General features: G+C 71.6%; 24 protein-coding genes. 13 read left to right on the top strand and 11 right to left on the bottom strand.

The window, feature by feature from the left end:
• A partial coding sequence (locus ACFE64_RS02460) for a response regulator (protein WP_375390864.1) occupies nt 1-193 on the bottom strand: 193 nt, incomplete at its 3' end.
• Between the two features lie 24 nt (nt 194-217).
• Here ACFE64_RS02460 and ACFE64_RS02455 point away from each other — a divergent pair.
• The 4 genes from ACFE64_RS02455 to ACFE64_RS02440 are packed head-to-tail and all read left to right on the top strand — an operon-like array spanning nt 218 to nt 2782.
• Complete coding sequence (locus ACFE64_RS02455) at nt 218-508, top strand: DUF3572 domain-containing protein (protein WP_375390863.1); 291 nt, start codon at nt 218-220, stop codon at nt 506-508.
• Nucleotides 505-1152, top strand: a complete 648-nt coding sequence (locus ACFE64_RS02450) for an HAD family hydrolase (protein WP_375390862.1) — start codon at nt 505-507, stop codon at nt 1150-1152. The genes ACFE64_RS02455 and ACFE64_RS02450 overlap by 4 nt, the downstream gene beginning before the upstream one ends.
• Entirely contained in the window at nt 1149-1613 is a 465-nt protein-coding gene (locus ACFE64_RS02445; protein ID WP_375390861.1) for a RidA family protein, read from the top strand. The genes ACFE64_RS02450 and ACFE64_RS02445 overlap by 4 nt, the downstream gene beginning before the upstream one ends.
• Nucleotides 1614-1645: 32 nt before the next feature.
• Nucleotides 1646-2782, top strand: a complete 1137-nt coding sequence (locus ACFE64_RS02440) for a GNAT family N-acetyltransferase (protein ID WP_375390860.1) — start codon at nt 1646-1648, stop codon at nt 2780-2782.
• Here the strand turns inward: ACFE64_RS02440 and ACFE64_RS02435 are convergent.
• The 7 genes from ACFE64_RS02435 to ACFE64_RS02405 form a co-directional block, all read right to left on the bottom strand.
• On the bottom strand, nt 2763-4370 hold the full coding sequence (locus ACFE64_RS02435) for a hypothetical protein (RefSeq protein ID WP_375390859.1): 1608 nt from the start codon (nt 4368-4370) through the stop codon (nt 2763-2765). The two genes, ACFE64_RS02440 and ACFE64_RS02435, sit on opposite strands and share 20 nt — an antisense overlap.
• 10 nt (nt 4371-4380) lie before the next feature.
• Complete coding sequence (locus ACFE64_RS02430; protein WP_375390858.1) at nt 4381-5958, bottom strand: hypothetical protein; 1578 nt, start codon at nt 5956-5958, stop codon at nt 4381-4383.
• Complete coding sequence (locus ACFE64_RS02425) at nt 5958-7637, bottom strand: hypothetical protein (RefSeq protein WP_375390857.1); 1680 nt, start codon at nt 7635-7637, stop codon at nt 5958-5960. The genes ACFE64_RS02430 and ACFE64_RS02425 overlap by 1 nt, the downstream gene beginning before the upstream one ends.
• 76 nt (nt 7638-7713) lie before the next feature.
• Nucleotides 7714-8958 (bottom strand): argininosuccinate synthase, encoded by a 1245-nt coding sequence (locus ACFE64_RS02420; RefSeq protein ID WP_375390856.1) that lies wholly within the window; start codon nt 8956-8958, stop codon nt 7714-7716.
• A gap of 11 nt (nt 8959-8969) precedes the next feature.
• The gene (locus tag ACFE64_RS02415) at nt 8970-10211 is read right to left on the bottom strand and encodes a class I SAM-dependent methyltransferase (protein WP_375390855.1); all 1242 of its coding nucleotides are present in this window, start codon (nt 10209-10211) and stop codon (nt 8970-8972) included.
• Nucleotides 10212-10229: 18 nt separating this feature from the next.
• On the bottom strand, nt 10230-10982 hold the full coding sequence (locus tag ACFE64_RS02410; protein ID WP_375390854.1) for a molybdopterin-dependent oxidoreductase: 753 nt from the start codon (nt 10980-10982) through the stop codon (nt 10230-10232).
• Nucleotides 10979-11692 carry a cytochrome b/b6 domain-containing protein gene (locus tag ACFE64_RS02405; protein ID WP_375390853.1) on the bottom strand — a complete coding sequence of 238 codons (714 nt, stop codon included), beginning with the start codon at nt 11690-11692 and terminating at the stop codon, nt 10979-10981. The genes ACFE64_RS02410 and ACFE64_RS02405 overlap by 4 nt, the downstream gene beginning before the upstream one ends.
• Before the next feature lie 60 nt (nt 11693-11752).
• Here ACFE64_RS02405 and ACFE64_RS02400 point away from each other — a divergent pair, with 60 nt between their 5' ends.
• Nucleotides 11753-12364: a flavin reductase family protein gene (locus ACFE64_RS02400; RefSeq protein ID WP_375390852.1), complete on the top strand. Its 612-nt coding sequence runs from the start codon at nt 11753-11755 to the stop codon at nt 12362-12364.
• 51 nt (nt 12365-12415) lie between these two features.
• Here ACFE64_RS02400 and ACFE64_RS02395 read toward each other — a convergent pair whose 3' ends face one another.
• Nucleotides 12416-12712: a hypothetical protein gene (locus tag ACFE64_RS02395; RefSeq protein WP_375390851.1), complete on the bottom strand. Its 297-nt coding sequence runs from the start codon at nt 12710-12712 to the stop codon at nt 12416-12418.
• Nucleotides 12713-12783: 71 nt separating this feature from the next.
• Nucleotides 12784-13617, bottom strand: coding sequence for a pantoate--beta-alanine ligase (gene panC, locus ACFE64_RS02390; RefSeq protein WP_375390850.1), 834 nt, complete (start codon nt 13615-13617; stop codon nt 12784-12786).
• An 85-nt stretch (nt 13618-13702) separates the two neighbouring features.
• On the opposite strand from panC, the gene ACFE64_RS02385 reads away from it, so the two are divergent.
• The 7 genes from ACFE64_RS02385 to ACFE64_RS02355 all read left to right on the top strand — a co-directional run bounded on the left by ACFE64_RS02385 (nt 13703) and on the right by ACFE64_RS02355 (nt 20274).
• The gene (locus tag ACFE64_RS02385) at nt 13703-14512 is read left to right on the top strand and encodes a division plane positioning ATPase MipZ (protein ID WP_375390849.1); all 810 of its coding nucleotides are present in this window, start codon (nt 13703-13705) and stop codon (nt 14510-14512) included.
• 10 nt (nt 14513-14522) lie between these two features.
• Nucleotides 14523-14780, top strand: a complete 258-nt coding sequence (locus tag ACFE64_RS02380; protein ID WP_375390848.1) for a J domain-containing protein — start codon at nt 14523-14525, stop codon at nt 14778-14780.
• 70 nt (nt 14781-14850) lie between these two features.
• Nucleotides 14851-16236 carry a phosphoglucomutase/phosphomannomutase PgmG gene (gene pgmG / locus ACFE64_RS02375; protein WP_375390847.1) on the top strand — a complete coding sequence of 462 codons (1386 nt, stop codon included), beginning with the start codon at nt 14851-14853 and terminating at the stop codon, nt 16234-16236.
• A gap of 182 nt (nt 16237-16418) precedes the next feature.
• Nucleotides 16419-17180, top strand: coding sequence for a 3'-5' exonuclease (locus ACFE64_RS02370; RefSeq protein ID WP_375390846.1), 762 nt, complete (start codon nt 16419-16421; stop codon nt 17178-17180).
• 116 nt (nt 17181-17296) lie between these two features.
• Nucleotides 17297-18799 (top strand): ATP-binding protein, encoded by a 1503-nt coding sequence (locus ACFE64_RS02365; RefSeq protein WP_375390845.1) that lies wholly within the window; start codon nt 17297-17299, stop codon nt 18797-18799.
• A complete protein-coding gene (locus tag ACFE64_RS02360) occupies nt 18796-19239 on the top strand; it encodes a response regulator (RefSeq protein WP_375390844.1) in 444 nt (147 codons plus the stop codon). The genes ACFE64_RS02365 and ACFE64_RS02360 overlap by 4 nt, the downstream gene beginning before the upstream one ends.
• A gap of 3 nt (nt 19240-19242) precedes the next feature.
• Complete coding sequence (locus tag ACFE64_RS02355) at nt 19243-20274, top strand: histidine kinase dimerization/phosphoacceptor domain -containing protein (protein ID WP_375390843.1); 1032 nt, start codon at nt 19243-19245, stop codon at nt 20272-20274.
• A 4-nt stretch (nt 20275-20278) separates the two neighbouring features.
• On the opposite strand, the gene ACFE64_RS02350 is transcribed toward ACFE64_RS02355, so the two are convergent.
• Entirely contained in the window at nt 20279-20911 is a 633-nt protein-coding gene (locus ACFE64_RS02350) for a phosphatase PAP2 family protein (protein WP_375390842.1), read from the bottom strand.
• A gap of 105 nt (nt 20912-21016) precedes the next feature.
• On the opposite strand from ACFE64_RS02350, the gene ACFE64_RS02345 reads away from it, so the two are divergent.
• A complete protein-coding gene (locus ACFE64_RS02345; RefSeq protein ID WP_375390841.1) occupies nt 21017-21901 on the top strand; it encodes a bestrophin family protein in 885 nt (294 codons plus the stop codon).
• Nucleotides 21902-21931 lie beyond the last annotated feature (30 nt).

Below are 21931 nucleotides of genomic sequence, written 5' to 3'. Positions count from 1 at the left end.
TCAGCTCGTAGCCGGTGACGTGCGGCATCTGGATGTCCATCACGATCAGGTCGGGGGCGAAAGCGCGGGCGCGCGCCACCGCCTCGCGCCCGTCACGCACCGGCTCCACCACGAGCTCGTGCGCGCGCAGCAGGTCGCTGAACAGCTTCAGGTTGAGTTCGTTGTCCTCGACAACGAGCACCTTCTTCGCCACGAACCCCCCGAACACTGACCCCGCATGAAGGTAGGCATGGGCCGATCGGTTGTAAATGAAGACGCGGACGTGCTGGCGTTGCGCGCGCTGGCCTGGACGCTGGCGGACGAACGCCGCGCCGAGCGGCTGCTGGCGGTGACGGGCATCGACCCGGCCGGGCTGCGCGCGCGGGCCGGCGAGCGGCCGGTGCTCGCCGCGGTCATGCAGTTCCTGCTCGCGCACGAGGCGGACCTTATCGCCTGCGCCGACGCGATCGGGGTCGCGCCGGACGCGCTGGCGCGCGCCGCGGGCGTGCTGGAGGGCGCAGGCGCATGAGGCCGCTGCTCATCACCGATTGCGACGAGGTGCTGCTGCACATGGTCGCGCATTTCCGCGACTGGCTGGGCGAGCATCACGCCATCGACTTCACGATCGGCGCGGGCGATTTCGGTCGCTCGATGCGGCGGCGCGAGGGCCCCAATCCGCTCGCGCAGGAAGAGATGTGGGAGCTGCTGAACGGCTTCTTCCCCGGCGAGATGGACCGGCAGACGCTGGTGCCGGGCGCGGCGGAGGCGCTCGCGGCGCTGGCCGGGGAGGCCGACATCGTGGTCCTGACCAACCTGGCCGACCAGTGCCGCCAGCCGCGCATGGACCAGCTCGCCCGTTTCGGCATCCGCCACCGGGTCGAGTGCAACCAGGGCGGCAAGGGCGACCCGGTCGCACGCCTGGTGGCGGAATATGGCCCGAGCGTCGCAGTGTTCGTCGACGACCTCGCGGTCCATCACGCCTCGGTGGCACGCCACGCGCCGGCGGTCTACCGGCTGCACATGGTGTCCGAGCCCGAGCTGGCGCGCGCCACGCCGCCCGCGCCGCTGGCGCACGCCCGCATCGACGATTGGCCGACGGCGCGGGGCTGGATCGCCGATCGCTTCGCGGCCGGCGTCCCCGCTGCGGCGGCCCCCGAGGAGTTGCCCGCATGACCACGCAGATCGATCGCCGGCTGGAGGAGCTGGGGCTGGAGCTGCCGCAGGCCGCCGCGCCGGTCGCGGCCTATGTCCCCGCCGTGCTGGCGGGCGGGCTGCTGCATGTCTCGGGCCAGCTGCCGTTCCGCGACGGGCAGGTGATGACCGGGCGGCTGGGAGACGGCGTGACCCTGGCGGACGGGCAGGAGGCGGCGCGGCGCTGCGCGCTGATGCTGCTCGCGCAGGTCAAGGCGGCGCTGGGCTCGCTCGACCGGGTGGAGCGGGTTGTGAAGCTGGGCGCGTTCGTCAATTCGGCCGCCGACTTCACCGATCAGCCCAGGGTGGCCAACGGCGCGTCCGAGCTGATGCAGGCGGTGTTCGGCGAGGCCGGCCGCCACGCGCGCTCCGCGGTCGGCGTGCCGACGCTGCCGATGGGCGTGGCGGTGGAGGTGGACGGCATCTTCGCGGTGCGGGACTAGCCGCCGGACCGCGCGCGCCTAAGTAGAAGGGGATGACCGCCGTCACCGCGCGCCTCGTCGAGGGCGTCTCCCTAATCCCCGCCGACCAGTGGGACGCCTGCGCGGGCGACGCCAACCCGTTCGTCGGCCACGCCTTCCTGAAGGCCCTGGAGGATTCGGGGAGCGTCGGCGACCGGTCGGGATGGCGGCCGTTGCCCGTGGTGGTGGATGGACCGGACGGCCGCCCCGCGGGGATCGCGCCCGCCTATCTGAAAAGCCACAGCCAGGGCGAGTATGTCTTCGACCATGGCTGGGCGGACGCCTGGGCGCGCGCGGGCGGGAGCTATTATCCCAAGCTGCAGGTCGCCGCGCCCTTCTCGCCCGTGCCCGGGCCGCGGCTGCTGCTGCGCGATCCCGCCGCCGGGCCGGCGCTGATCGCCGCTCTGGAGGCGGTGGCGGATCAGCATGAGCTGAGTTCGGTGCACGCCACCTTCGTCGCACCCGCGCAGGTCGCGACGTTCGAGGCGGCGGGCTGGCTGATCCGCCAGGGCACTCAGTATCACTGGCAGAACGACCGCTACGCCGCCTTCGAGGACTTCCTCGCCGCGCTCGCCAGCCGCAAGCGCAAGGCGATCCGCAAGGAGCGCGCGGCCGCGGTCGAGGGGCTGACAATCCGCCACCTGACCGGCGCCGAGATCACGCCGCGCTACTGGGACGCGTTCTGGCGCTTCTACCAGGACACCGGCAACCGCAAATGGGGGCGGCCCTATCTGACTCGCGCCTTCTTTCCGCTGCTCGGCGAAGCGATGGGCGACGGGGTGCTGCTGATCGTCGCGGAGCGCGACGGCGTGCCCATCGCGGGCGCGCTCAACCTGATCGGCGCGGACGCGCTGTACGGGCGCTATTGGGGCTGCACGCAGGAGGTGCCGTTCCTCCATTTCGAGCTGTGCTACTACCAGGCGATCGATGCGGCGATCGCGCGCGGGCTCGCCACGGTGGAGGCGGGCGCGCAGGGCGAGCACAAGCTGGCGCGCGGCTATCTGCCGACGCCGACCTGGTCGGCGCATTACCTGCCCGATCCGGGCTTCCGCCGCGCCGTCGCCGAGTTCCTGGCGCGCGAGCGCCGGGCGGTGGCGCAGGATCAGGACTATCTGGGCCAGCTGACCCCGTTCAGGCGCGCGGACCGCTGAACGCAGCGGGTTGGGCCGGTTCGGGCGGCTCGGGCTGGCGGCGGTCGACGATCCGGTAGAGCACGCTGCCGCGCTCGCCGCGCCAGAGCGGCCGCATCCCTTCGACCAGCACCGGATCGAAGGGCGGCGGGTTGAGCATCCAAACATAGTCGAACGCGTCGCGCGGGAACCGGGCGAGCGCGATGCCGATCGGGCGCCACCATTCGCCGCGGCACTTCACGTCGGTCACGATCTCCGACGGATCGTGCTGGAAGCCCTTCGCGGCGGGATAGTGCGTCGTCAGCTGCTGCGCGCCGGCCATCGACCATTGATCGTTCGAGAAGGCGAGCCGGCGGACGACCAGCATCGCCGGCATGTGCTCCAGGCGCGAATAGGCCCAGTCGTCGCGGCAGGTCCGCCCCACGAACGACACGATGCGCGCGCCCGGCGGCACATGGTCGAGCGCCGTCAGCGCCCGGTCGTAGCTCCGCGCGTAGAGCGCGTAGCTGAGCGTCGTCCCCGCCAATCGCACCCCGAAAAAGGCGAGCCCGACGGCGGCGAAGGTCGCCGCGCCGCGGAACGACATCCCGGCGCGGGGCCGGATCGCGACCAGCGCGACGGCGAGCGCGAACGGCGCCAGCCGCATGTCGGCGTAGGCCGAGCCGAACACGATGCGCGGCAGCAGGATGAACACGGCGAGCAGGAACAGGGCCGACAGCCCCAGATGCCGCGAATATTGCAGGCGCTTGTCGGTGAAGCCGTCGAACAGGATGGTGACCAGAACGGCGACCGAAAGCAGGTCGAACACCATCCAGCGGTCGCGCAGCACCATCGTCACCCAGCTGATCTTGGCGCGCCAGTTGAACCAGTCCCCGGTCTGGCCGGAAACATGGTCGCCCGAGCGCCACAGCACCATCAGCGCCAGCGGCAGCGCCAGCGGCAGGCAGCCGAGCGCGGCGCGCACCAGGCTCTCCAGCCAGTGGCCGTTACGCCCATCCTTCAGCCGGTCGTGCTGGCGGATCAGCTCCGCCGACAGCGCGAGCACGCCCAGCGTGCCCCAGCCGAAGGTATGGCACAGCCATAGCAGGCAGGAGATCGGCACGAACAGCGCCGCGCGCAGCCGCAGCCATCCGCCCCGCGCGAGCCGCAGCCACAGCGCGAACAGGTTGAGGGCCAGCGCCATCGACAGCGCGAAGTTCACGAAGCCGAACTGGAAGGGATAGGAATAGGCGAGCGGCAGCGCGAACAGGGCGGTGGCGGGGATGCGGCCATGCACCTCGCGCGCGATCCAGAGCAGGCCGACGACGGTGAGCGCGGGGATGCTCATCACGATCAGCTTCACGCCCAGCTCCAGCCCGAACAGCTTGGCCATCGGGATGATGAGCAGGTCGATGCCGAGATTGCCGATCAGCGACCAGCGGAAATCATACCAGCGCCCGAGCTCGGGGTGCGAAGCCATCGCCAGCTCGACGCGCCAGCGGCCCATATGCCCCGGCAGGTCGACGAGGGGTGGGATGGTCGGCCAGAGCAGCGGGACGATCGCCGCGAGCGCCATCGCGGCCACGAACAGCCGCCCTTGCCACCAGTAGCGCGCGTCGGGGGCGTCCATCGCCCTCCGCCTAGCGCGCCGGCGCGGCTCCCGACAAGCAGCGTCGCGGCCCGACGCGATAGATGGCGGAGCGATTGTCGGTCCAGATCATTCGCAGGTCGGGCGCGTGGGCGCGACCGGGTGGGAAATCGATCGTCCAGACCGTGCCGAAGGTGCAGCGGTCAAAGCCGGCGATCGCCGCGTCGAACTGCGTCGAGCGGAAGGCGTGGCCCTGGAACACGACCTGCGAGGGGTTGCGGTCGAACGGCGCGGCGCGCGGGTGGCGCGGCCGGATCGGCTGTTGGCCCGGCAACGCCCATTGCTCGTTCACAAACACGTGCCGCCGCGCGATCGCGAGCCCGGCGAGGTGAACGAGGCGCGGCTGCGCCCAGCTGGTCGGCGGCGGCTGGTCGACCAGCACCAGCGTCGCGCCGCCGACGGGCAGCGCCGGCAGCGCGCGGAGCGCCGCCCCCTGGCCCTGCGCGTAGAGGAGGAAGGCGAGCGTCGTGGCGAGCGTGCGGGCGAGCAGGAAGCCGCTGCCGAGCACCGCCAGCCGATGCTCCAGCGCGATCTCGCCCGGCTCGACCCGGATCGCGAGCAGCGCCACCGCGGCGGCGCCGGGGAGCAGCCGCATGTCGACATAGGCGCCGCCCTGGTAAAGCTGCGGCAGGAGGAGGAAACCGAGCAGGAACAGCAGCGCCGGCACGCCGAGCACCGGCGCGAAGCTGAGCCGCGGCGAGCGCATGGCCGTGTAGAGCGCGCAGCCGATGAGCGCCACGCCGGCCAGGTCCCACCCGATCCAGCGCTCGCGCAGCAGCGAGACGGCCCACCACGCCTTTTCCGTCCAGTGGAACCAGTCGCCCGTCTCGCCGCGCAACGGCTCGCCGGCGAGGGTCGCGAGCAGCGGCGCGGCCATCGGCAGGCAGCGCAGGCCGGCGCGGACCGTCGCGCGCGTCCAGCCGAGCCCGGCCTCACGCCCGCGCTGCGCCTCCATGCCGAACACGCCGAGGCCGAGCATCGCCCAGCCGAAGCTGTGGCAGAGCCAGACGACGCAGGCGAGCGGCGCAAACAGCGCGATCCGCGTCGCGGGCGCGTGGGTGCGCGTCAGCCGCAGCCATAGCGCCATCCCGGCAAGCGCGAGCGCCTGCGCCAGGCAGAAGTTCACGAAGCCGAACTGGAAAGGGAAGGCATAGGCGAGCGGCAACGCCAGCGCCGCCGTCGCGGGCAGCCGCCCGTGCGCCTCGCGTGCCAGCCACAGCATCGCCGCGACGGTGAGCGGCGGGATTGCCGTCACGATCAGGCGCGCCGCGGGTTCCACGTCCAGCAGCGGGTGCAGACCGACGACAAGCAGATCGACGCCGAGATTGCCGATCAGCGACCAATGCACGGCGTAGTGACGCGCGAGCGGTTCCCGCCCCGCCTCGACCAGGATGCGATAGCGGCCGATATGGCCCGGCAGGTCGACCAGCGGCGGCAGCGCCGGCCACAGGAGGGGGACGATGGCGCAGGCCAGCGCGACCGCCACGAACGCGCGCGACTCCCACCAGCGCCGCGCAGGAATGGCGATAGCGGCGGGCGCGGCGCGCAGGGGAAGGGCAAGCCCCGCCATCAACGGTCGTCGCGCGTCCAGATCGTCGCTCCGTCCGGCAGGTTCGCGGTGACGCGCCAGCCGGGCAGGCCGGTGGCGCGGGCGGGGCTCGGCATGGCGTCGCAGCGGAGCCAGTAGCGGGCGTGCCAGCGATCGGCGACCGCCTCCGCCGCGCGCGCGTCGCCGAGATAGAAGCGATAGGCGGCGAGGTCACCGGCGCCGTCGCGGTGATAGGGCGCGGCGAGGAAGTGCCGATGCGTGGCGGCGAGCAGCCAGGCGCCGGTGTCGACCGGTGCGATCACCAGGCCCGGCGGCAGCCGGTCGAGCGCGGCAGCCATGGCGGGCGACGCGCAGTCGCCGCGCGCGCTGGCGCGGGCGGGGCGGGGGGGCGTCAGCGCGTCCGCTGCGAGCGGGTAGAGCATGCCGGCCGACGCCGCCCAGGCGCCCACGACATGCAGCGCGCCGCGCGCCCGCGCCGCGCCGATCGCGGCGGCAAGACCCGGGGCGGCGAGCAGCGCGCCGGCATAGGCCCCGCGCAGTTGGTCGCAGGTGACGGCCAGCGCGGCGAGTTGGAGCGCGAGCAGCACCGCCCACCCGCGCGCGGGGCTGGCGCGGAGCCGCCACGCGCTCGTCCCGATGCCGGCGAGCATCAGCCCGGCATAGCCGATCGCGGCGGCGGGCGGCGCGGCGAACAGCGGCTGCGCCTCGCCGACCTTCGACAGCCAGAGCCGGACCAGCAGCGGATCGATTCTTGCGTAGGGCGCCAGGCAGCCGGGCGACAGCAGCAGCGCCGCCGCGCCGCTCGCGCCCACGACCAGCATCGTGACCGCGATCCGGGCGCGGACGTGCCGGACGCGCCCGTCGACCGCGACGAGCAGCAGCGGCGCGGGTGCGATCGCCAGCGCCGCGCGCCATGCCTCGCCGGTGAAGCCGTCGCACGCCGGGTAGTCCCACGCCGTCGTCGCGAAGATCAGCCGCCCGGCAAGCAGCCCGGCGAGCGCGCCCAGGCCCAGGCCCCGCAGGCGGGCGACCGCGCCATCACGGCCCAGCACCCAGTCGACGATCGCGATCGCACCGACCATGGCGAACAGCGCCGCCGTCTCCAGCCCGATCACCAGGCTGGCGGCGGCGAGCAGCCCGGCCGCCGCGCCCGCGGCGATGCTCCCCGCGCGCAGCAGGCTCAGCGTCGCCCCGAGCAGCAGCACCATCTGCAGCCCGTGATGATCGATGCGGCCGGGCAGGAACAGCGTCGTCGCAGGATAGCCGAGCGCGGCGACCAGCGCGGCGGTCGCGGCCAGCGCCGTCCCGCCGCTGGTCCCGCCAAGCGTCCGCGCGATGCGGGCGACGAGCAGCAGCGCGGCGGCGAAGAGGGCGAGCGGCCAGGCGATCACCGCCGTCACCTCCGCCATGTGGCTGCCGAGCACGGGCGCGAGCAGGCGGATCAGCGCCGCGGGCGCGAGGTCCGCCAGCCGCGACCAGTGCATCGGCACGCCGTCCGCCAGCCGGTATTGCGTCACGTCGGCGAAGCGCTGACCTGCCAGCCAGTCGCGGACCTGCTGGAGCCGAACGACGTCGTCGGTGTCGGGCAGGTGCAGGCGCTGCAGGTCCGCCCAGGCGCGCCACGTCCATGCCGTCCCGAGCGCCAGCGCCAGCAGGACGGCCATGAGCAGGTCGCGGCGAAAGGCGGCGCGGGCGGGCACGGCGGAGGCATAGGTCCGCGCCGTTTAAGGTGCGGTTACGCCCTCGCCGTCGACCAGGGGTCGGGGCGACGGGGGCTCAGCGATCCCGCCGCCCGAGTAGCCTGAGCCGCAGTGCGTTGAGCTTGATGAAGCCCTCCGCGTCGCGCTGGTCGTAGGCGCCCTGATCGTCCTCGAAGGTCACGACCTTCTCCGAATAGAGCGACTGCGGCGACCTGCGGCCGATCACGTAGCAGCCGCCCTTGTAGAGCTTGAGGCGGACGGTGCCCTCCACCTTCGCCTGGCTCTGATCGATCGCCGCCTGCAGCATGTCGCGTTCGGGCGAGAACCAGAAGCCGTTATAGACCAGCTCGGCATAGCGCGGCGCCAGCTCGTCCTTCAGGTGGGCGGCGCCGCGGTCGAGCGTCAGCTGCTCGATCGCGCGGTGGGCGGCGTGGAGGATGGTGCCGCCCGGCGTCTCGTACATGCCGCGGCTCTTCATGCCGACGAAGCGGTTTTCGACCAGGTCGAGCCGGCCGATGCCGTGGACGCGGCCATAGTCGTTGAGCCTGGCAAGCAGCGCCGCGGGCGACAGCGCCTCGCCGTTCACCGCCACCGCGTCGCCGCGCGCGAAGTCGACGGTGATGATCTCGGGCGTGTCGGGCGCGTCCTCGGGCTTCACCGTGCGGCTGAAGACGTAATCGGGCACCTCGGCCCAGGGATCCTCCAGCACCAGCCCCTCCGACGAGGTGTGGAGCAGGTTCGCGTCGGTCGAGAAGGGCGCCTCGCCGCGCTTGTTGTGCGGCACCGGCACCTGATGCGCCTCCGCCCATTCGATCAGGCGGGTGCGGCTGGTCAGATCCCATTCGCGCCACGGCGCGATGATCCTGATGTCGGGGTTGAGCGCATAGGCCGACAGCTCGAAGCGGACCTGGTCGTTGCCCTTGCCCGTCGCCCCGTGCGCGACCGCGTCGGCCCCCGTCTCCGCCGCGATCTCGATCAGGCGCTTGGCAATGAGCGGGCGCGCGATCGAGGTGCCGAGCAGGTATAGCCCTTCATACAGCGCGTTGGCGCGCATCATCGGGAAGACGTAATCGCGGACGAACTCCTCGCGCAGGTCGTCGACGAAGATGTGCTCGGGCTTGACGCCCATCAGCTCGGCCTTGGCGCGCGCCGGCGCCAGCTCCTCGCCCTGGCCCAGATCGGCGGTGAAGGTGACGACCTCGCAGCCCTTCTCGGTCTGGAGCCATTTCAGGATGACGCTGGTGTCGAGGCCGCCGGAGTAAGCTAGGACGACTCGTTGCGGTCCGGCTTCGCCGGTCGGGCGTGTGGGTGTGTCGGCCATGGCGCGGGCGCTTAGGCGGTCGCGCCGCCTTGGCGCAAGGCGCGTTCGGCCTCGGCCATGTAGTCGCGGGTGATGGGGAGGGCAGTGCGGCTCTTCGCCAGCTGGAGCTGGTAGTTGACCAGCCCGCCATGCTCGAACGCCATCGCGGCGCCGGCGAGATAGAAGGTCCACATGCGATAGAAGCGCGCGTCGTACAGCGCCTCGATCTCGGCGCGCGCGGCGACGGTGCGGGCGTACCAATGCTTCAGCGTTTTCGCATAATGCAGCCGCAGCACTTCGATATCGGTCGGGAACAATCGCAGCCCCTCATAGGCGCGGGCGATCTCCGACAGCGCGGGGTTGTAGCCCCCGGGGAAGACGTATTTCGCGGTCCATGCGTCCGTCACGCCGGGCGCCCCCATCCGGCCGATGGTATGGAGCAGCATCACGCCGTCCTCGGCCAGCAATTCGCGGCACTTGCGGAAAAAGGTGCGGTAATGCGCCGGGCCGACATGCTCGAACATGCCCACCGAGACGACCCGGTCGAACTGCCCGGTCACGCGGCGGTAGTCGATCAGCTCGAAGCGCACCTTGTCCGCCACGCCCGCGTCGGCCGCGCGCCGGCGGGCGATGCTGAGCTGTTCCTCCGACAGGGTGACGCCGAGCACCTCCGCGCCCAGCTTGCGGTGGAGATACAGCGCCAGCCCGCCCCAGCCGCAGCCGATGTCGAGCACGCGCATCCCGGGCCGGATGGCGAGCTTGGCGGCGATATGCGCCAGCTTGTCTTCCTGCGCCTGCTCCAGCGTGGCGTCGGGGAAGGCGAAATAGGCGCAGCTGTACTGCTTGTCGCGGTCGAGGAAGAGATCATAGAGCCGCGCCGACAGGTCGTAATGATGCGCGACGTTGCGCTTGGAGCGGCGCTCCATGTTGAAGCGGCTGAACCGGAACCTCACCGCGCCGAACGCCCGGGAAAGCGGCGAGGGCTCGAGATTGTTCTGCCCCGTCTCCCACCGGTCGTTGCCGGTCAGCAGCGTGGCGAGATCGAGCACGTCGCCCTGGTCGATCACCAGCCGCCCGGCCATGAACATCTCGCCGGCGCCCAGCCCGGGATCGCGCAGGATCGCCCGCTCGGCCGCCTTGTCGGTGAAGCGGATCGTGACGTCGGGCAGCGCCGGGTCGGGCGCGCCGAAGGTGCGGTGCTGCCCGTCGGGGTGGATGACGGTCAGCGTGCCGCGCTTGACCGCGCGGGCGAGGAAGTGGTCGATCAGTGCCATGGGCGGTCCGCGTAACGATCAGATGCCGGCATACCAATCGTAATCGATCCGATCTTCCCAATAGCCGCCCTTGCCCTGCCCGACGCCGCCGAGACTCGGCACGGCCTCGATCGCCATGACATATTTCGCCTGCTTGTAGCCCAGCTGCCGCTCGACGCGCAGCCGCGCGGGCGCGCCGTGGCCGACGGAGAGCGGCCGGCCGTTCAGCTGCGTCGCCAGGATCGTCTGCGGGTGGAAGGCGTCCACGAGATCGATCGATTCGTAATAGGGCGTGCCCCCGATCCGGTCCGCGCAGCGGAATACGATGTAGCGCGCCTCGGCCCTGATGCCGGCCAGCTTCAGCACCGTGCGCAGCTGCGGCCCCCGCCACTGCCCGATCGCGCTCCAGCCCTCGACGCAATCGTGCCGGGTGATCTGCGCGCGCTGCGGCAGTCCGTGCAGCTGAGCGAGGCTGAGCGCCAGCGGGCGGGCGACCAGCCCCGTCACCTGCAGCCGCCAGTCCGCGAAGCCGCCTCCGGCGAGCGCGTGGTAGGCGTCGGTGCCCGGATCGGTGCTGCCGTTGGTGCGGAACACCGGCGACATCTGGTCCGGCCGGTATTCGGGCGCGAGCGCGCCGCGATCGATCAGGGCGCGCTGCAGGTGGTAGTTGATCTTGTCGCCCGACAGCAGGATCTTGCGTGCGGGCGCCCAGCTCTGCACCCGGTCGCAGCCGGCGAGCAGCAGGCCGGCCCCGCCGGTCACCAGCGCCCGGCGCGTGACGAGCGCGCTCATCGCGTCTTCGCCGCGTGCGAGCGGAACCAGCCGCTGACCATGCCGCGGATCTCCGCCAGCGGCCCCGCCAGCATGACCAGCACCAGGTGGACGACGACGAAGCCGATCAGCCCCCAGCAGGCGAGGAAGTGGAGCGACCGCGCCGCCGCCCGGCCGCCGAGCAGCGCCAGCAGCCACGGCGCGCCCGCGTCCCAGCCCGGCGACAGCGCCAGCCCGGTCGCGATCATGGCGGGCAGCAGCACGAACAGGGCGGCCGCATAGGCGAGCTTCTGCAGGAGGTTGAACGCTTCGGGATGGTCGGCATCGTGGAAGCGGAAGGCGAGATGCGCGCGCACGTCCGCCCAGACATGCGCCGGCCGCAGCTCCGCCGCGCGGATGCGCAGGTCGCGGGTGAAATGCCGGTTCACGAGGCTGGCGACCATGAACCACAGGAGGTTGAACGCCAGCACCAGCGCGAACAGCAGGTGCCAGCGCCGCCCCAGCGCGAGATTGTAGCGCGACGGAATCGTGAGCCAGCCCGGGAAGGCCGGCGGATTGAACCAGGGCCGGTCGAAGTTCGCGCCGTAGACGCCCCAATAGAGGTGCGGGTGCGCGTTGGAGATCATCAGCCCGCTGCCGATCATCACGAACACCGCGACCATGTTGGTCCAGTGCCACAGCCGGGTGGCGAGGCGGTGGCGATAGACGGCGGGCGGCGCGGCGTCGGTCATCATCCGCCAAGATAGGATCGCCATGCGTCCATGTCATGCGCACAGGCGTTGGCGCGGGCGATGACGGACTGGCACTTCTACGAGCCCGCCGAGGGGCATGGACTGAAGCACGACCCGCTCAACGCGATCGTCGCGCCGCGGCCGATCGGGTGGATCTCCAGCCTGTCGCCATCCGGGGTGCGCAACCTGGCGCCCTATAGCTTTTTCAACCTGTTCAACTACCGGCCGCCGCTGATCGGCTTCTCGTCGATGGGGTGGAAGGACTCGGTCGCCAACATCGCCGAAACGCGCGAGTTCGTGTGGAATCTGGCGACGATGGAGCTCGCCGAGGCGATGAACGCCACGTCGGCGAACGTCGCGGCGGACGAGTTCGCGCTGGCTGGACTGGAGTCGGCGCCGTCGCGGCTGGTCGCCTGCCCGCGCGTTGCGGCGAGCCCGGCGGCGTTCGAGTGCAGGCTGACCCAGCTCGTCCGGCTGGAGACCAAGGAGGGCCGTCAGCTCGACCAGTGGCTGGTGATCGGCGAGGCGGTGGGCATCCACATCGACGCCGCCATGCTCGACGACGGCGTCTACCGCACGGCGCGCGCGCGCCCGATCGTGCGCGGCGGCGGGCCGGCGGACTATTTCGAGATCACCGAGGATCGCCGCTTCGAGATGCGCCGGCCGGACTGAGCAAAGGCAATTCTCCCTCGCAGGGGAGGATTGATGGGCGTCGGAGCTGACTCAGGCCGCCAACCGCCGCGTCTCGCCGAGCCAGGCGCGAGCCTGGCGTTGCGCCTCGACGATCTCGCGCGCGGTCATGTCCTCGGCCACCTCGGCGCGCGCGTGATGCGCGGCGGGCGAGCCGGCGACCGCGGCCAGGTTGAACCATTTGTGCGCGGCGATCAGGTCGATGCCCACGCCGGCGGCGCCGGTCGAATAGCAGATGCCCAGATCGTACAGCGCGTCCGCGTCGCCGCGGGCGGCGGCCGACATCCGGCTGTCCAGCAGGACATGCGCGTTCGTGAAGCCCTTCTCCATGTTCACCCCCATTGCAGGAAGGGCAAACATGGTCCGAGTCGCGTCACCAAATGGTTAACGCGCCGGTGACCTCAGTCGACCGGCAGGTTGTCGATCAGCCGGGTCGTGCCGATCCGCGCCGCGGCGAGCAGGCGGCGGGGGCGATCGGGCTGAGGCGCTCCGAGCGTCTCGGCATCGGCGAGATCGCAATAATCGACCGCGAAGCCCGCCGCCGCCAGCGCCTCGTGCGCGCGCTCCAGCGCCGCGGCCGCAGGCTCGCCCCGTCCGATTGCCGCCGCCGCCTCGCCCAGCGCGCGCGGCAGCGCCACGGCATGCCCCCGCTCGTCGGGGGCGAGATAGAGGTTGCGCGAGGAGAGCGCGAGGCCGTCATCCTCGCGCTCGGTGGGCACGCCGACGATCTCGATCGCCAGATCGAGGTCCGCGACCATCCGGCGCACCACCTGCAGCTGCTGCCAGTCCTTCTCGCCGAAGCAGGCGAGGTCGGGCGCGACCTGGTGGAAGAGCTTGAGCACTACTGTCGCGACCCCGTCGAAATGGCCGGGCCGGGCGGCGCCGTCGAACGGCTCGGTCACGCCCGCGACGCTCACGGTCGTGGCGAAGCCGGCCGGGTACATGGCCGCGACACCCGGCAGCCACAGGAGATCGCAGCCCGCCTCGGCGAGCAGGCGGGCGTCCACCGCCTCGCGCCGGGGATAGCGCGACAGGTCCTCGTCCGCACCGAACTGCAGGGGATTGACGAAGATCGAGGCGACCACTTTCGCGCCCGCGCGCCGGCCTGCGGCGATCAGCGCCAGGTGGCCGGCATGGAGCGCGCCCATCGTCGGCACCAGCGCGACCCGGCCCCCTCCGGCCCGCAGCATCGCCACCGCCGCGCGCAGATCGGCCAGCTCCCGAACGGTCTGCACGGCGCACCCCCCAAACAATCTGGCTCGAACAATCCGGCGGCCGCCCCTATGGGGAACAGCGCGTTAACGGACAAGGATAGCCAGTGTGCCGAGCGGGCCGGACAATACCCACGTCATCGTCTTTGCCAACGAGAAGGGCGGCACCGGCAAGTCGACCACCGCGGTCCATGTCGCGATCGCGCTGGCGGCGAAGGGCGCGCGCGTCGCGTGCCTCGACCTCGATCATCGCCAGCGCACCGTCGGGCGCTATCTCGACAACCGCGCCGCGACGATCAAGCGCACCGGCCAGGACCTGCCGATGCCGGTCCACGCCACCCACACCGCGCAGACCGAGGCGGCGTTCGAGGAACTGTGGGGGCAGCTGAGCGCCGGCGCCGACTATCTGGTGGTCGACACGCCGGGTCGCGACGATCCTTTCGCGCGCACCGCGGCGGCGCTGTCCGATACGCTGGTGACGCCGATGAACGACAGCTTCGTCGACTTCGACCTGATCGGGCAGGTCGATCCCGAGACCTACAAGGTCACCCGCCCGTCCTTCTACGCCGAGCTGATCTGGGACGCGCGCAAGCAGCGCGCGCGTGCCGACGGGACGACGATCGACTGGGTGGTGCTGCGCAATCGCCTCCAGCACATCGAGGCGCGCAACATGCGCCGGGTGCAGGACGCGCTGGGCCAGCTGGCCAAGCGCGTCGGCTTCCGCCTGATCCCGGGGCTGGGCGAGCGCGTGATCTATCGCGAGCTGTTCCCGGCAGGCCTGACGATGATCGACGCCAAGGCATTCGGTCAGATGGGGCTGGGCCATGTCGCCGCGCGCCAGGAACTGCGCGAGATGATGGCGGCGCTGGCGCTCCCCGAGCCCGCCCTGCCGCTGTTCGCCGACGCGGGCGCGGCATGACGCTGCTCCCATGAAATTGTTGGTCGTCGTGCTGCTCGCCTGGCTGGCGTGGCGGTGGCTCCGGCCTACCCGCGCGCCCGCGGACCGCGCGCTGATCGATGCAAGGGCGGTGCTGGGCGTGGGGCTCCATGCCGATGCCGACGCGATCCGCGCCGCGCACCGCCGGCTGGTCGCCGAGGCACACCCGGACCGCGGCGGCTCGCCCGAGCTGGCGCGTCGGCTCAACACCGCGCGCGACCTGCTGCTGCGGCACGGGGGGAGGCCGTAACCTTTTTGCGCCATCGAGCCGCGCGATCCTCCCCTCGCAGGGGAGGATAATAGAAGGAACAGGGGAATCCATGACCACGCATCGCTTCGATCCCACCGTGCTGCGCGAATATGACGTGCGCGGCGTCGTCGGCCGCACGCTGTTTCCCGCCGACGCGCGCGCGCTCGGGCGCAGCTTCGGCACGCGCATCCGCCGCGCCGGCGGCACGCGCGTCGCGGTCGGCTATGACGGCCGGGTCTCCTCGCCCGAGCTGGAGGCGGCGCTGGTCGAAGGGCTCACCGCGGCCGGCGTGAGCGTGGTGCGCATCGGCATGGGGCCAACGCCGATGCTCTATTACGCCGAGGCGACGCTGGAGGTGGACGCTGGCGTGCAGGTGACGGGCAGCCACAATCCGGCCGATTACAACGGCTTCAAGATGGTGCTCCAGCACAACAGCTTTTTCGGCGAGGATATCCAGGACCTGGCGCGGCTCGCCGCCGAGGGCGATTGGGAGGAGGGCGCGGGCGACGTCACCGAGGCCGACGTGATGGACGCCTATGTCGGCCGCCTGCTCGCGGGCTATGCGGGCGGCAGCTACCGGATCGGCTGGGACTGCGGCAACGGCGCCGCCGGGCCGGTGATCGAGCGGCTGGTGAAGGAGCTGCCCGGCGAGCACCATGTCCTCTTCCCGGAGGTGGACGGGCGCTTCCCGAACCACCATCCCGATCCCACGGTCGAGGCGAACCTCGCGGACCTGAAGCAGCTGGTGGCCGAGCAGGGCCTGGATTTCGGCCTCGCCTTCGACGGCGACGGCGACCGGATCGGCGCGATCGACGGCGCGGGCCGCGTGATCTGGGGCGACCAGCTGCTCGCCATCCTGGCCGAGCCGGTGCTCAGGGTCGAGCCCGGCGCGACGATCATCGGCGACGTCAAGGCGAGCCAGGCCTTGTTCGACCGCATCGCCGAGCTCGGCGGCAAGCCGGTGATGTGGAAGACCGGCCACTCCCTCATCAAGACCAGGATGAAGGAGACGGGCGCGCCGCTGGCGGGCGAGATGAGCGGGCATATCTTCTTCGCGCAGGGCTATTACGGGTTCGACGACGCGCAATATGCCGCGATCCAGCTGATCCGCGCCGCGCATCTGATCGGGCGCTCGATGACCGAGATCAAGGACGCGATGCCGGCGCTGGTCAACACGCCCGAGATGCGATTCCAGGTGGACGAGAGCCGCAAGTTCGCGGTCGTGGACGAGGTGCTCGATCGGCTGCACACCGACGGCGCCGAGGTCAACGCCATCGACGGCGCGCGCGTCTCGACCGCGGACGGCTGGTGGCTGCTGCGCGCGTCGAACACCCAGGACGTCCTGGTCGCGCGCGCCGAGGCGAAGGATCAGTCCGGGCTCGACCGGCTGGTCGCGGAGATCGACCGGCAGCTGGCCTTGTCGGGGCTGACGCGCGGCGAGCAGGTCGCGCACTGATCCCTCTCCCTGCAGGGGAGAGGGACCGGCCGCGGAGCGGCCAGGGTGAGGGGCTGACGGGCGGGCCTGGAATAGCACGTCCATCCCCTCACCCGACCTCGCCTGCGGCTCGGCCACCCTCTCCCCTGCAGGGAGAGGGGATGCGCTGGCAAAAGCGCTCGCTCACGCCCATTTACCGACGAATGCCTCCGCCCCGCCCGCAGATCGTCCGCGTCATCGACCTCGAAACCACGGGCAACGCCCCGCCTGCGCACGGGGTGCTGGAGATCGGCTGGCAGGACGTGGCGCTTGGTGCCGACGGGCGCTGGGAGCTGCACGGCGAGGGTGGCTGGCGCTTCGTCAATCCCGGCCGCGGCATCCCGCCCGTCACCCAGGCGGTGCACCACATCCTCGACGAGGAGGTGGCCGACGCGCCCTATTGGCACGACTGCGCGCGCCAGGCGCTGGACCCTTATCCGCGCCGTCTCGCGCTCGCCGCCCACCGCGCCGATTTCGAGCAGCAGTTCTGCACGCCCGCGCTGACGGGCGGCGCCGAGTGGATCTGCACCTGGAAATGCGCACTGCGGTTGTGGCCGGACAGCCCCGCCTTTTCCAATCAGGTGCTGCGCTACTGGCGCAAGCCGCATGGGCTGGAGCATGCGCGCGGGCTGCCCGCGCACCGCGCTTTCCCCGACGCCTATGTCACCGCCCATCACCTGCGCGACATGTTGAACGAGGCGAGCGTGGCGCAGCTGCTCGAATGGTCGCAGGCGCCGGGGCTGCTGCCGCGCGTCCGCTTCGGGCCGGACCGCGGCAAGGAGTGGACGGAGATCGCCGATGACAGCCTGGCGGGCTTCCTGGCCGATCGCGATCCGGACGTGCGCTTCACCGCCGAGACCGAGCTGGCGCGGCGACGCGGCGGCGGTCATGTCGGTCGGGCCACCGCGCAGCAGCTGTTGCTGTGAAGCGCAGCAGGGGCGCGCAGCAGCTGTTGCTGTGAAGCGCAGCAGGCGCGCGCAGCAGGGGCAGCAGGCGGCGGCTGGCCTAGCCATCCGGTAGACTTGTGCCTAAGCGGCCGACCATGTCCGGAGCGGCGCGGTGGCTGGAGCTGGGGGAGCGGTCGATCGGGCGGTTCCTGATCGGCGCGATGGCGCTCGGCTTCGCGCTGCTGGTCGCCGCCGTCGTGGCGGCGGCCCTGGCGACCGATCGCACGCGCGCCCACAGCGATCGGGTGGCGCACACGCTCACGGTGGCGGCGGCGATCGAACAGGCGCAGCTGCTGGTCGAGCAGGGCGAGACGGCGCGGCGCGGCTACCTGCTCGCGCACGAGCAACGATACCTCGATGCGTATGCCGGCTTCCAGGCCCGGGTGGCGCCGGCGATCGACCGCCTGGCGCGGCTCACGGCCGATAACGGGCGCCAGCAGCGCAACATCGCGGACTACCGCCGCCGGATCGCCGCGCTGCTTGCCGCCAGGGCGGAAAGCATGAGGCTCGTGCGGATCGGTCAGCCCGAAGCGGCGAACCGCTATTTCATCGCCGAAGCGGCCTATGCGCGACCCAAGGCGATCCGCGCCCTGGCCGCGCGGATGCTGACCGAGGAGCGGCGGCTGCTGGCGATCCGCGACGCCGACCAGCGATCGAGCCAGCACGTGTTCTACGCGATCCTCGCGGCGGCGGGCGTGCTGCTCCTGCTGCTCGGCGGCACGACGGCGGTGACGCTGGTGCGCTTCGCCCGCGACATCAGCGCCTCGCGCGAGCGGCTGCGCGCGTTCAACGCGACGCTGGAAGCGCAGGTGGCGGCGCGCACCGCCGATCTCAGCCGCGCTAATGAGGAAATCCAGCGCTTTGCCTATATCGTCAGCCACGACCTGCGTTCGCCGCTGGTCAACGTGATGGGCTTCACCAGCGAGCTGGCGAGCGCGATGCGGCCGCTTGCCGAGCTGGTCGACCGCGCCGAGGCGGAGGCGCCGGGCATCGTCACGGCGGCGGCGAAGCTCGCGGTGAGCGAGGACCTGCCCGAGGCGATCGGCTTCATCCGCACCTCCACCGAGCGCATGGACCGGCTGATCAACGCGATCCTGCGCCTGTCGCGCGAGGGACGCCGCGTGATCACGCCGGAGCCGCTGGACGTGGCCGCGATCGCCGAGGCGTCGATCGGTTCGATCCGTCACTTGATCGACGCGCGGGGGGCGGCGGTGGAGGTGCAGCACCCGTTGCCCTACCTCGTCAGCGATCGCATCGCCATCGAGCAGATCCTCGCCAACCTGATCGAGAATGCGATCAAGTATCTCCAGCCCGGCCGCCCGGGCCATATCGCCATCACCGGCGCGCGCGAGGGCGGTCGGGTGCTGCTGACGGTGCGCGACAACGGCCGCGGCATCGCGCCCGCCGATCACGAGCGCATCTTCGACCTGTTTCGCCGCTCCGGCCCGCAGGATCAGCCGGGCGAGGGGATCGGCCTCGCCCATGTCCGCGCGCTGGTGTATCGGCTGGGCGGCGTGATTGACGTCGAATCGCAGCTGGGCGAAGGCTCGGCCTTCCGGGTCAGCCTGCCCGCCATCTTCGAGGAGTCCCGCGCGTGAACGACCCTCAGTCCGTGAACATCGTCATGATCGAGGACGACGAAGGCCATGCCCGGCTGATCGAGAAGAACATCCGCCGCGCCGGGATCATGAACGAGATCCGGCATTTCACCGACGGCACGAGCGCGCTGGACTATCTGTTCAACGCCGCCGAGGGTCCGGCACTGAACGGCCCGGCGCTCGTGTTGCTGGACCTCAACCTGCCCGACATGAGCGGCACCGACATCCTGACGAAGGTGAAGGCCGAAGGAAGCCCGCTGCGTCGCACGCCGGTGGTGGTGCTGACGACCACTGACGACAAGGTCGAGATCCAGCGCTGCTACGATCTGGGCTGCAACGTCTACATCACCAAGCCGGTCAATTACGAGAACTTCGCCCAGGCGATCCGCCAGCTCGGGCTCTTCCTGTCGGTGATCCAGGTGCCCGAGATCGAGGCCTGACGATTGGCCGAACCGCACGTCCTCTACATCGACGATGATCCCGGCATCCGCCGCCTGGCGGCCCGGGCGCTGGCGCGGCGCGGCTATCGCGTGACGGCGGCGGCGGGCGGAGCCGAGGGGCTGGCGCTGGCCGCGGCCGAGCGCTTCGACCTGGTCGCGGTGGATCATTACATGCCGGGCATGGACGGGCTGGCGACGCTGGCGGCGCTCGGCGCGCTGCCCGCGCCGCCGCCGGTCGTCTATGTCACCGGCTCGGAGGAAGGGCGGATCGCGGTCGCGGCGTTGAAGGCTGGCGCGGCGGACTATGTCGTGAAGACGATCGGCGAGGACTTCTTCGATCTGCTCGCCGCCGGCTTCGCGGGCGTGCTCGCGCGCGCCGGGCTGGAGCGTGCCAAGGCCGAGGCGGAGGCCGAGCTGCGCGCCAGCAACGCGCGGCTGGAAGCGCTGCTGGGCGAGGTCAACCACCGCGTCGCCAATTCGCTGCAGCTCGTATCGGCGATGGTGCGGCTGCAATCCTCCGCGCTGGCCGACCCCGCCGCGCGCCAGGCGCTGCAGGATACGCAACGCCGCATCGAGGCGATCGCGCAGGTGCATCGCCGGCTCTACACCTCGCAAAGCGTGGAGAGCGTCGACATGCGGGAATACCTGTCTGCGCTGGTCGACGAGCTCGCCGAGACCTGGTCGAGCGACGCCGCGCCGCGCCGGCTCGCGCTCGCCGCCGAACCCGTGCGCCTCGCCGCCGACCGCGCGGTGTCGCTGGGCGTGATCGTCACCGAGCTCGTCACCAACGCCTGCAAATACGCCTATCCCCATGGCGGCGGCGAGGTGCGCGTGCGGCTCGACGCGCAGGACGACGCACGCTTCCGGTTGACGGTGGAGGACGACGGCTGCGGCATGGGGCCGGACGATCGGCCCAAGGGCACGGGGCTGGGCACACGCCTGATCCGCGCGATGGCGCAGAGCCTGCAGGCGGTGCTGGAATACGACGCCGCGCATCGCGGCGTCCGCGCGACGTTGACCGCCGCCACCGGCTGACCGCCTAGCGGGCGAGCGAGCGCCGCATCGCCGCCGTCGCCCGCCACCAGCCGATCGCCCACAGCGTCCCGAAGCTCCAGCCGGCGAGCACGTCCGACGGCCAGTGGACGCCCAGATACACGCGGCTGATCCCGATCGCGCCCACCAGCAGGATCGCCGCGCCCATCAGATACGCCCGCGCGCCGCGGCTCGGCGTCACCTGCCCGGCCAGCGCCGCGAGCGTCAGGTAGATCACCGCGCTGGACGTGGCGTGTCCGCTCGGGAAGCTCTGGTGATTGACCACCGCCCAGTGCGCGACGATCGTCGGCCGCGCGCGGGCGACATGCAGCTTCAGCAGCGCCACCGCCCAGCTGCCGGTGAGCGCCGCGGCGATCAGCGCCAGCGCGGCGAGCCGATGCCCCAGGGCCAGCAGCAGCCCGGCGACGCCGACCACCACGATCGTCAGCACCGTGCCGCTGCCGAGCGCGGTCACGTCGCGCGCGGCGTCGGGCAGCCAGTCCGGGCCATGCCACGCCCGCAGCCCCAGCAGGATCGCGCGGTCCCACCCGAACGGCCAGCGGTCGACCGCCAGCCCCGCAAGCAGCAGCAGCGCCACCGCCGCCGCGCCCACCCCCGCCCCGGCCATCACCGGCGGCATCGTTCGTCCGGCTCCGTTCACGGCGTCGGCGGTAGCCGCAGTCGGTGCGCCGCGCCACCGCGCGGCGGCTGTTCACGCCCGCCGTCTGCCGGTAAGGCCGCCGGCATGATCGTCGAGGCGACGCCGCGGCTGCGGCAGATCGGGGCGGAGGTGTGGCGGCCATTGGCGCTGCTCTTCGTCTGGGACTGTGTCGTCGCCCTCGCCTATCACCTGCTGCCCTTCCACGCGCCGAACCTGCCGATCACCCTGTTCGGTTCGGCGCTGGCGCTGTTCCTCGGCTTTCGCGGCAACTCGTCCTACCAGCGCTGGTGGGAGGGGCGGGTGCTGTGGGGAGCGATGATCAACGGCTCGCGCAGCCTGGCACGCATGGCGTCCAACTTCCTGGTCGAAGACGATGCCCGCGACCTGCGGCGGACGCTGGTGCTGCGGCAGATCGCCTATGTGCATGCGCTGCGCTGCCGCCTGCGCGGTCAGCCCCACGACGCCGACGTCCTGCGATTCCTGTCCGACGACGAGGCGCATCCGGCGCTGGCGCGCGCTAACGCCGCCAACGGCCTGCTCGACGGCACCGGCCGGCGGATCGCCGATGCGGTGCGGCGGGGCTGGCTCGACACCGTCCAGCAATGCGCGATGGAACGCGGACTGGTCGACATCGCCAACGCGCAGGGGGGGATGGAGCGGCTGAAGAACACGCCGCTGCCCCATCAGTATCGCTTCCTGCCGACCTTCTTCACGCAGCTGTTCTGCGCGCTGCTGCCGATCGCGCTGGTGGAGACGCTGGGGTTCGCGACCCCGCTCGGCTCGACGGTGGCGGGGCTGATGTTCCTGGCGGTGCTGCGGACCGGCGACGATCTCGTCGATCCCTTCGCGGGCACCGTCCACGACGTGCCGATGACCGCCTTGTGCCGGACGATCGAGATCGACCTCCTGCAGGCGATCGGCGATCCCGCGCCCGCGCCGGTGCGGCCGGAGCGTGGGGTGCTGTGGTGAGCGATCCCGCCCGTTGATGAAGCCGCCGTC

Origin of the sequence: uncultured Sphingomonas sp., from assembly GCF_964250165.1 — a bacterium.
Classification (GTDB): Bacteria; Pseudomonadota; Alphaproteobacteria; order Sphingomonadales; family Sphingomonadaceae; genus Sphingomonas.
This window is presented reverse-complemented; position numbering and strand designations above follow the sequence as displayed.

Excerpts from the sequence above, each read along its gene's own strand:
- ACFE64_RS02455 (WP_375390863.1), top strand. The coding sequence starts at position 218 with ATGAAGGTAGGCATGGGCCGATCGGTTGTAAATGAAGACGCGGACGTG.
- ACFE64_RS02450 (WP_375390862.1), top strand. The coding sequence starts at position 505 with ATGAGGCCGCTGCTCATCACCGATTGCGACGAGGTGCTGCTGCACATG.
- ACFE64_RS02445 (WP_375390861.1), top strand. The coding sequence starts at position 1,149 with ATGACCACGCAGATCGATCGCCGGCTGGAGGAGCTGGGGCTGGAGCTG.
- ACFE64_RS02440 (WP_375390860.1), top strand. The coding sequence starts at position 1,646 with ATGACCGCCGTCACCGCGCGCCTCGTCGAGGGCGTCTCCCTAATCCCC.
- ACFE64_RS02435 (WP_375390859.1), bottom strand. The coding sequence starts at position 4,370 with ATGGACGCCCCCGACGCGCGCTACTGGTGGCAAGGGCGGCTGTTCGTG.
- ACFE64_RS02430 (WP_375390858.1), bottom strand. The coding sequence starts at position 5,958 with ATGGCGGGGCTTGCCCTTCCCCTGCGCGCCGCGCCCGCCGCTATCGCC.
- ACFE64_RS02420 (WP_375390856.1), bottom strand. The coding sequence starts at position 8,958 with ATGGCCGACACACCCACACGCCCGACCGGCGAAGCCGGACCGCAACGA.
- ACFE64_RS02415 (WP_375390855.1), bottom strand. The coding sequence starts at position 10,211 with ATGGCACTGATCGACCACTTCCTCGCCCGCGCGGTCAAGCGCGGCACG.
- ACFE64_RS02410 (WP_375390854.1), bottom strand. The coding sequence starts at position 10,982 with ATGAGCGCGCTCGTCACGCGCCGGGCGCTGGTGACCGGCGGGGCCGGC.
- ACFE64_RS02405 (WP_375390853.1), bottom strand. The coding sequence starts at position 11,692 with ATGACCGACGCCGCGCCGCCCGCCGTCTATCGCCACCGCCTCGCCACC.
- ACFE64_RS02400 (WP_375390852.1), top strand. The coding sequence starts at position 11,753 with ATGACGGACTGGCACTTCTACGAGCCCGCCGAGGGGCATGGACTGAAG.
- ACFE64_RS02395 (WP_375390851.1), bottom strand. The coding sequence starts at position 12,712 with ATGGAGAAGGGCTTCACGAACGCGCATGTCCTGCTGGACAGCCGGATG.
- ACFE64_RS02380 (WP_375390848.1), top strand. The coding sequence starts at position 14,523 with ATGAAATTGTTGGTCGTCGTGCTGCTCGCCTGGCTGGCGTGGCGGTGG.
- pgmG (WP_375390847.1), top strand. The coding sequence starts at position 14,851 with ATGACCACGCATCGCTTCGATCCCACCGTGCTGCGCGAATATGACGTG.
- ACFE64_RS02370 (WP_375390846.1), top strand. The coding sequence starts at position 16,419 with ATGCCTCCGCCCCGCCCGCAGATCGTCCGCGTCATCGACCTCGAAACC.
- ACFE64_RS02365 (WP_375390845.1), top strand. The coding sequence starts at position 17,297 with ATGTCCGGAGCGGCGCGGTGGCTGGAGCTGGGGGAGCGGTCGATCGGG.
- ACFE64_RS02350 (WP_375390842.1), bottom strand. The coding sequence starts at position 20,911 with ATGCCGCCGGTGATGGCCGGGGCGGGGGTGGGCGCGGCGGCGGTGGCG.
- ACFE64_RS02345 (WP_375390841.1), top strand. The coding sequence starts at position 21,017 with ATGATCGTCGAGGCGACGCCGCGGCTGCGGCAGATCGGGGCGGAGGTG.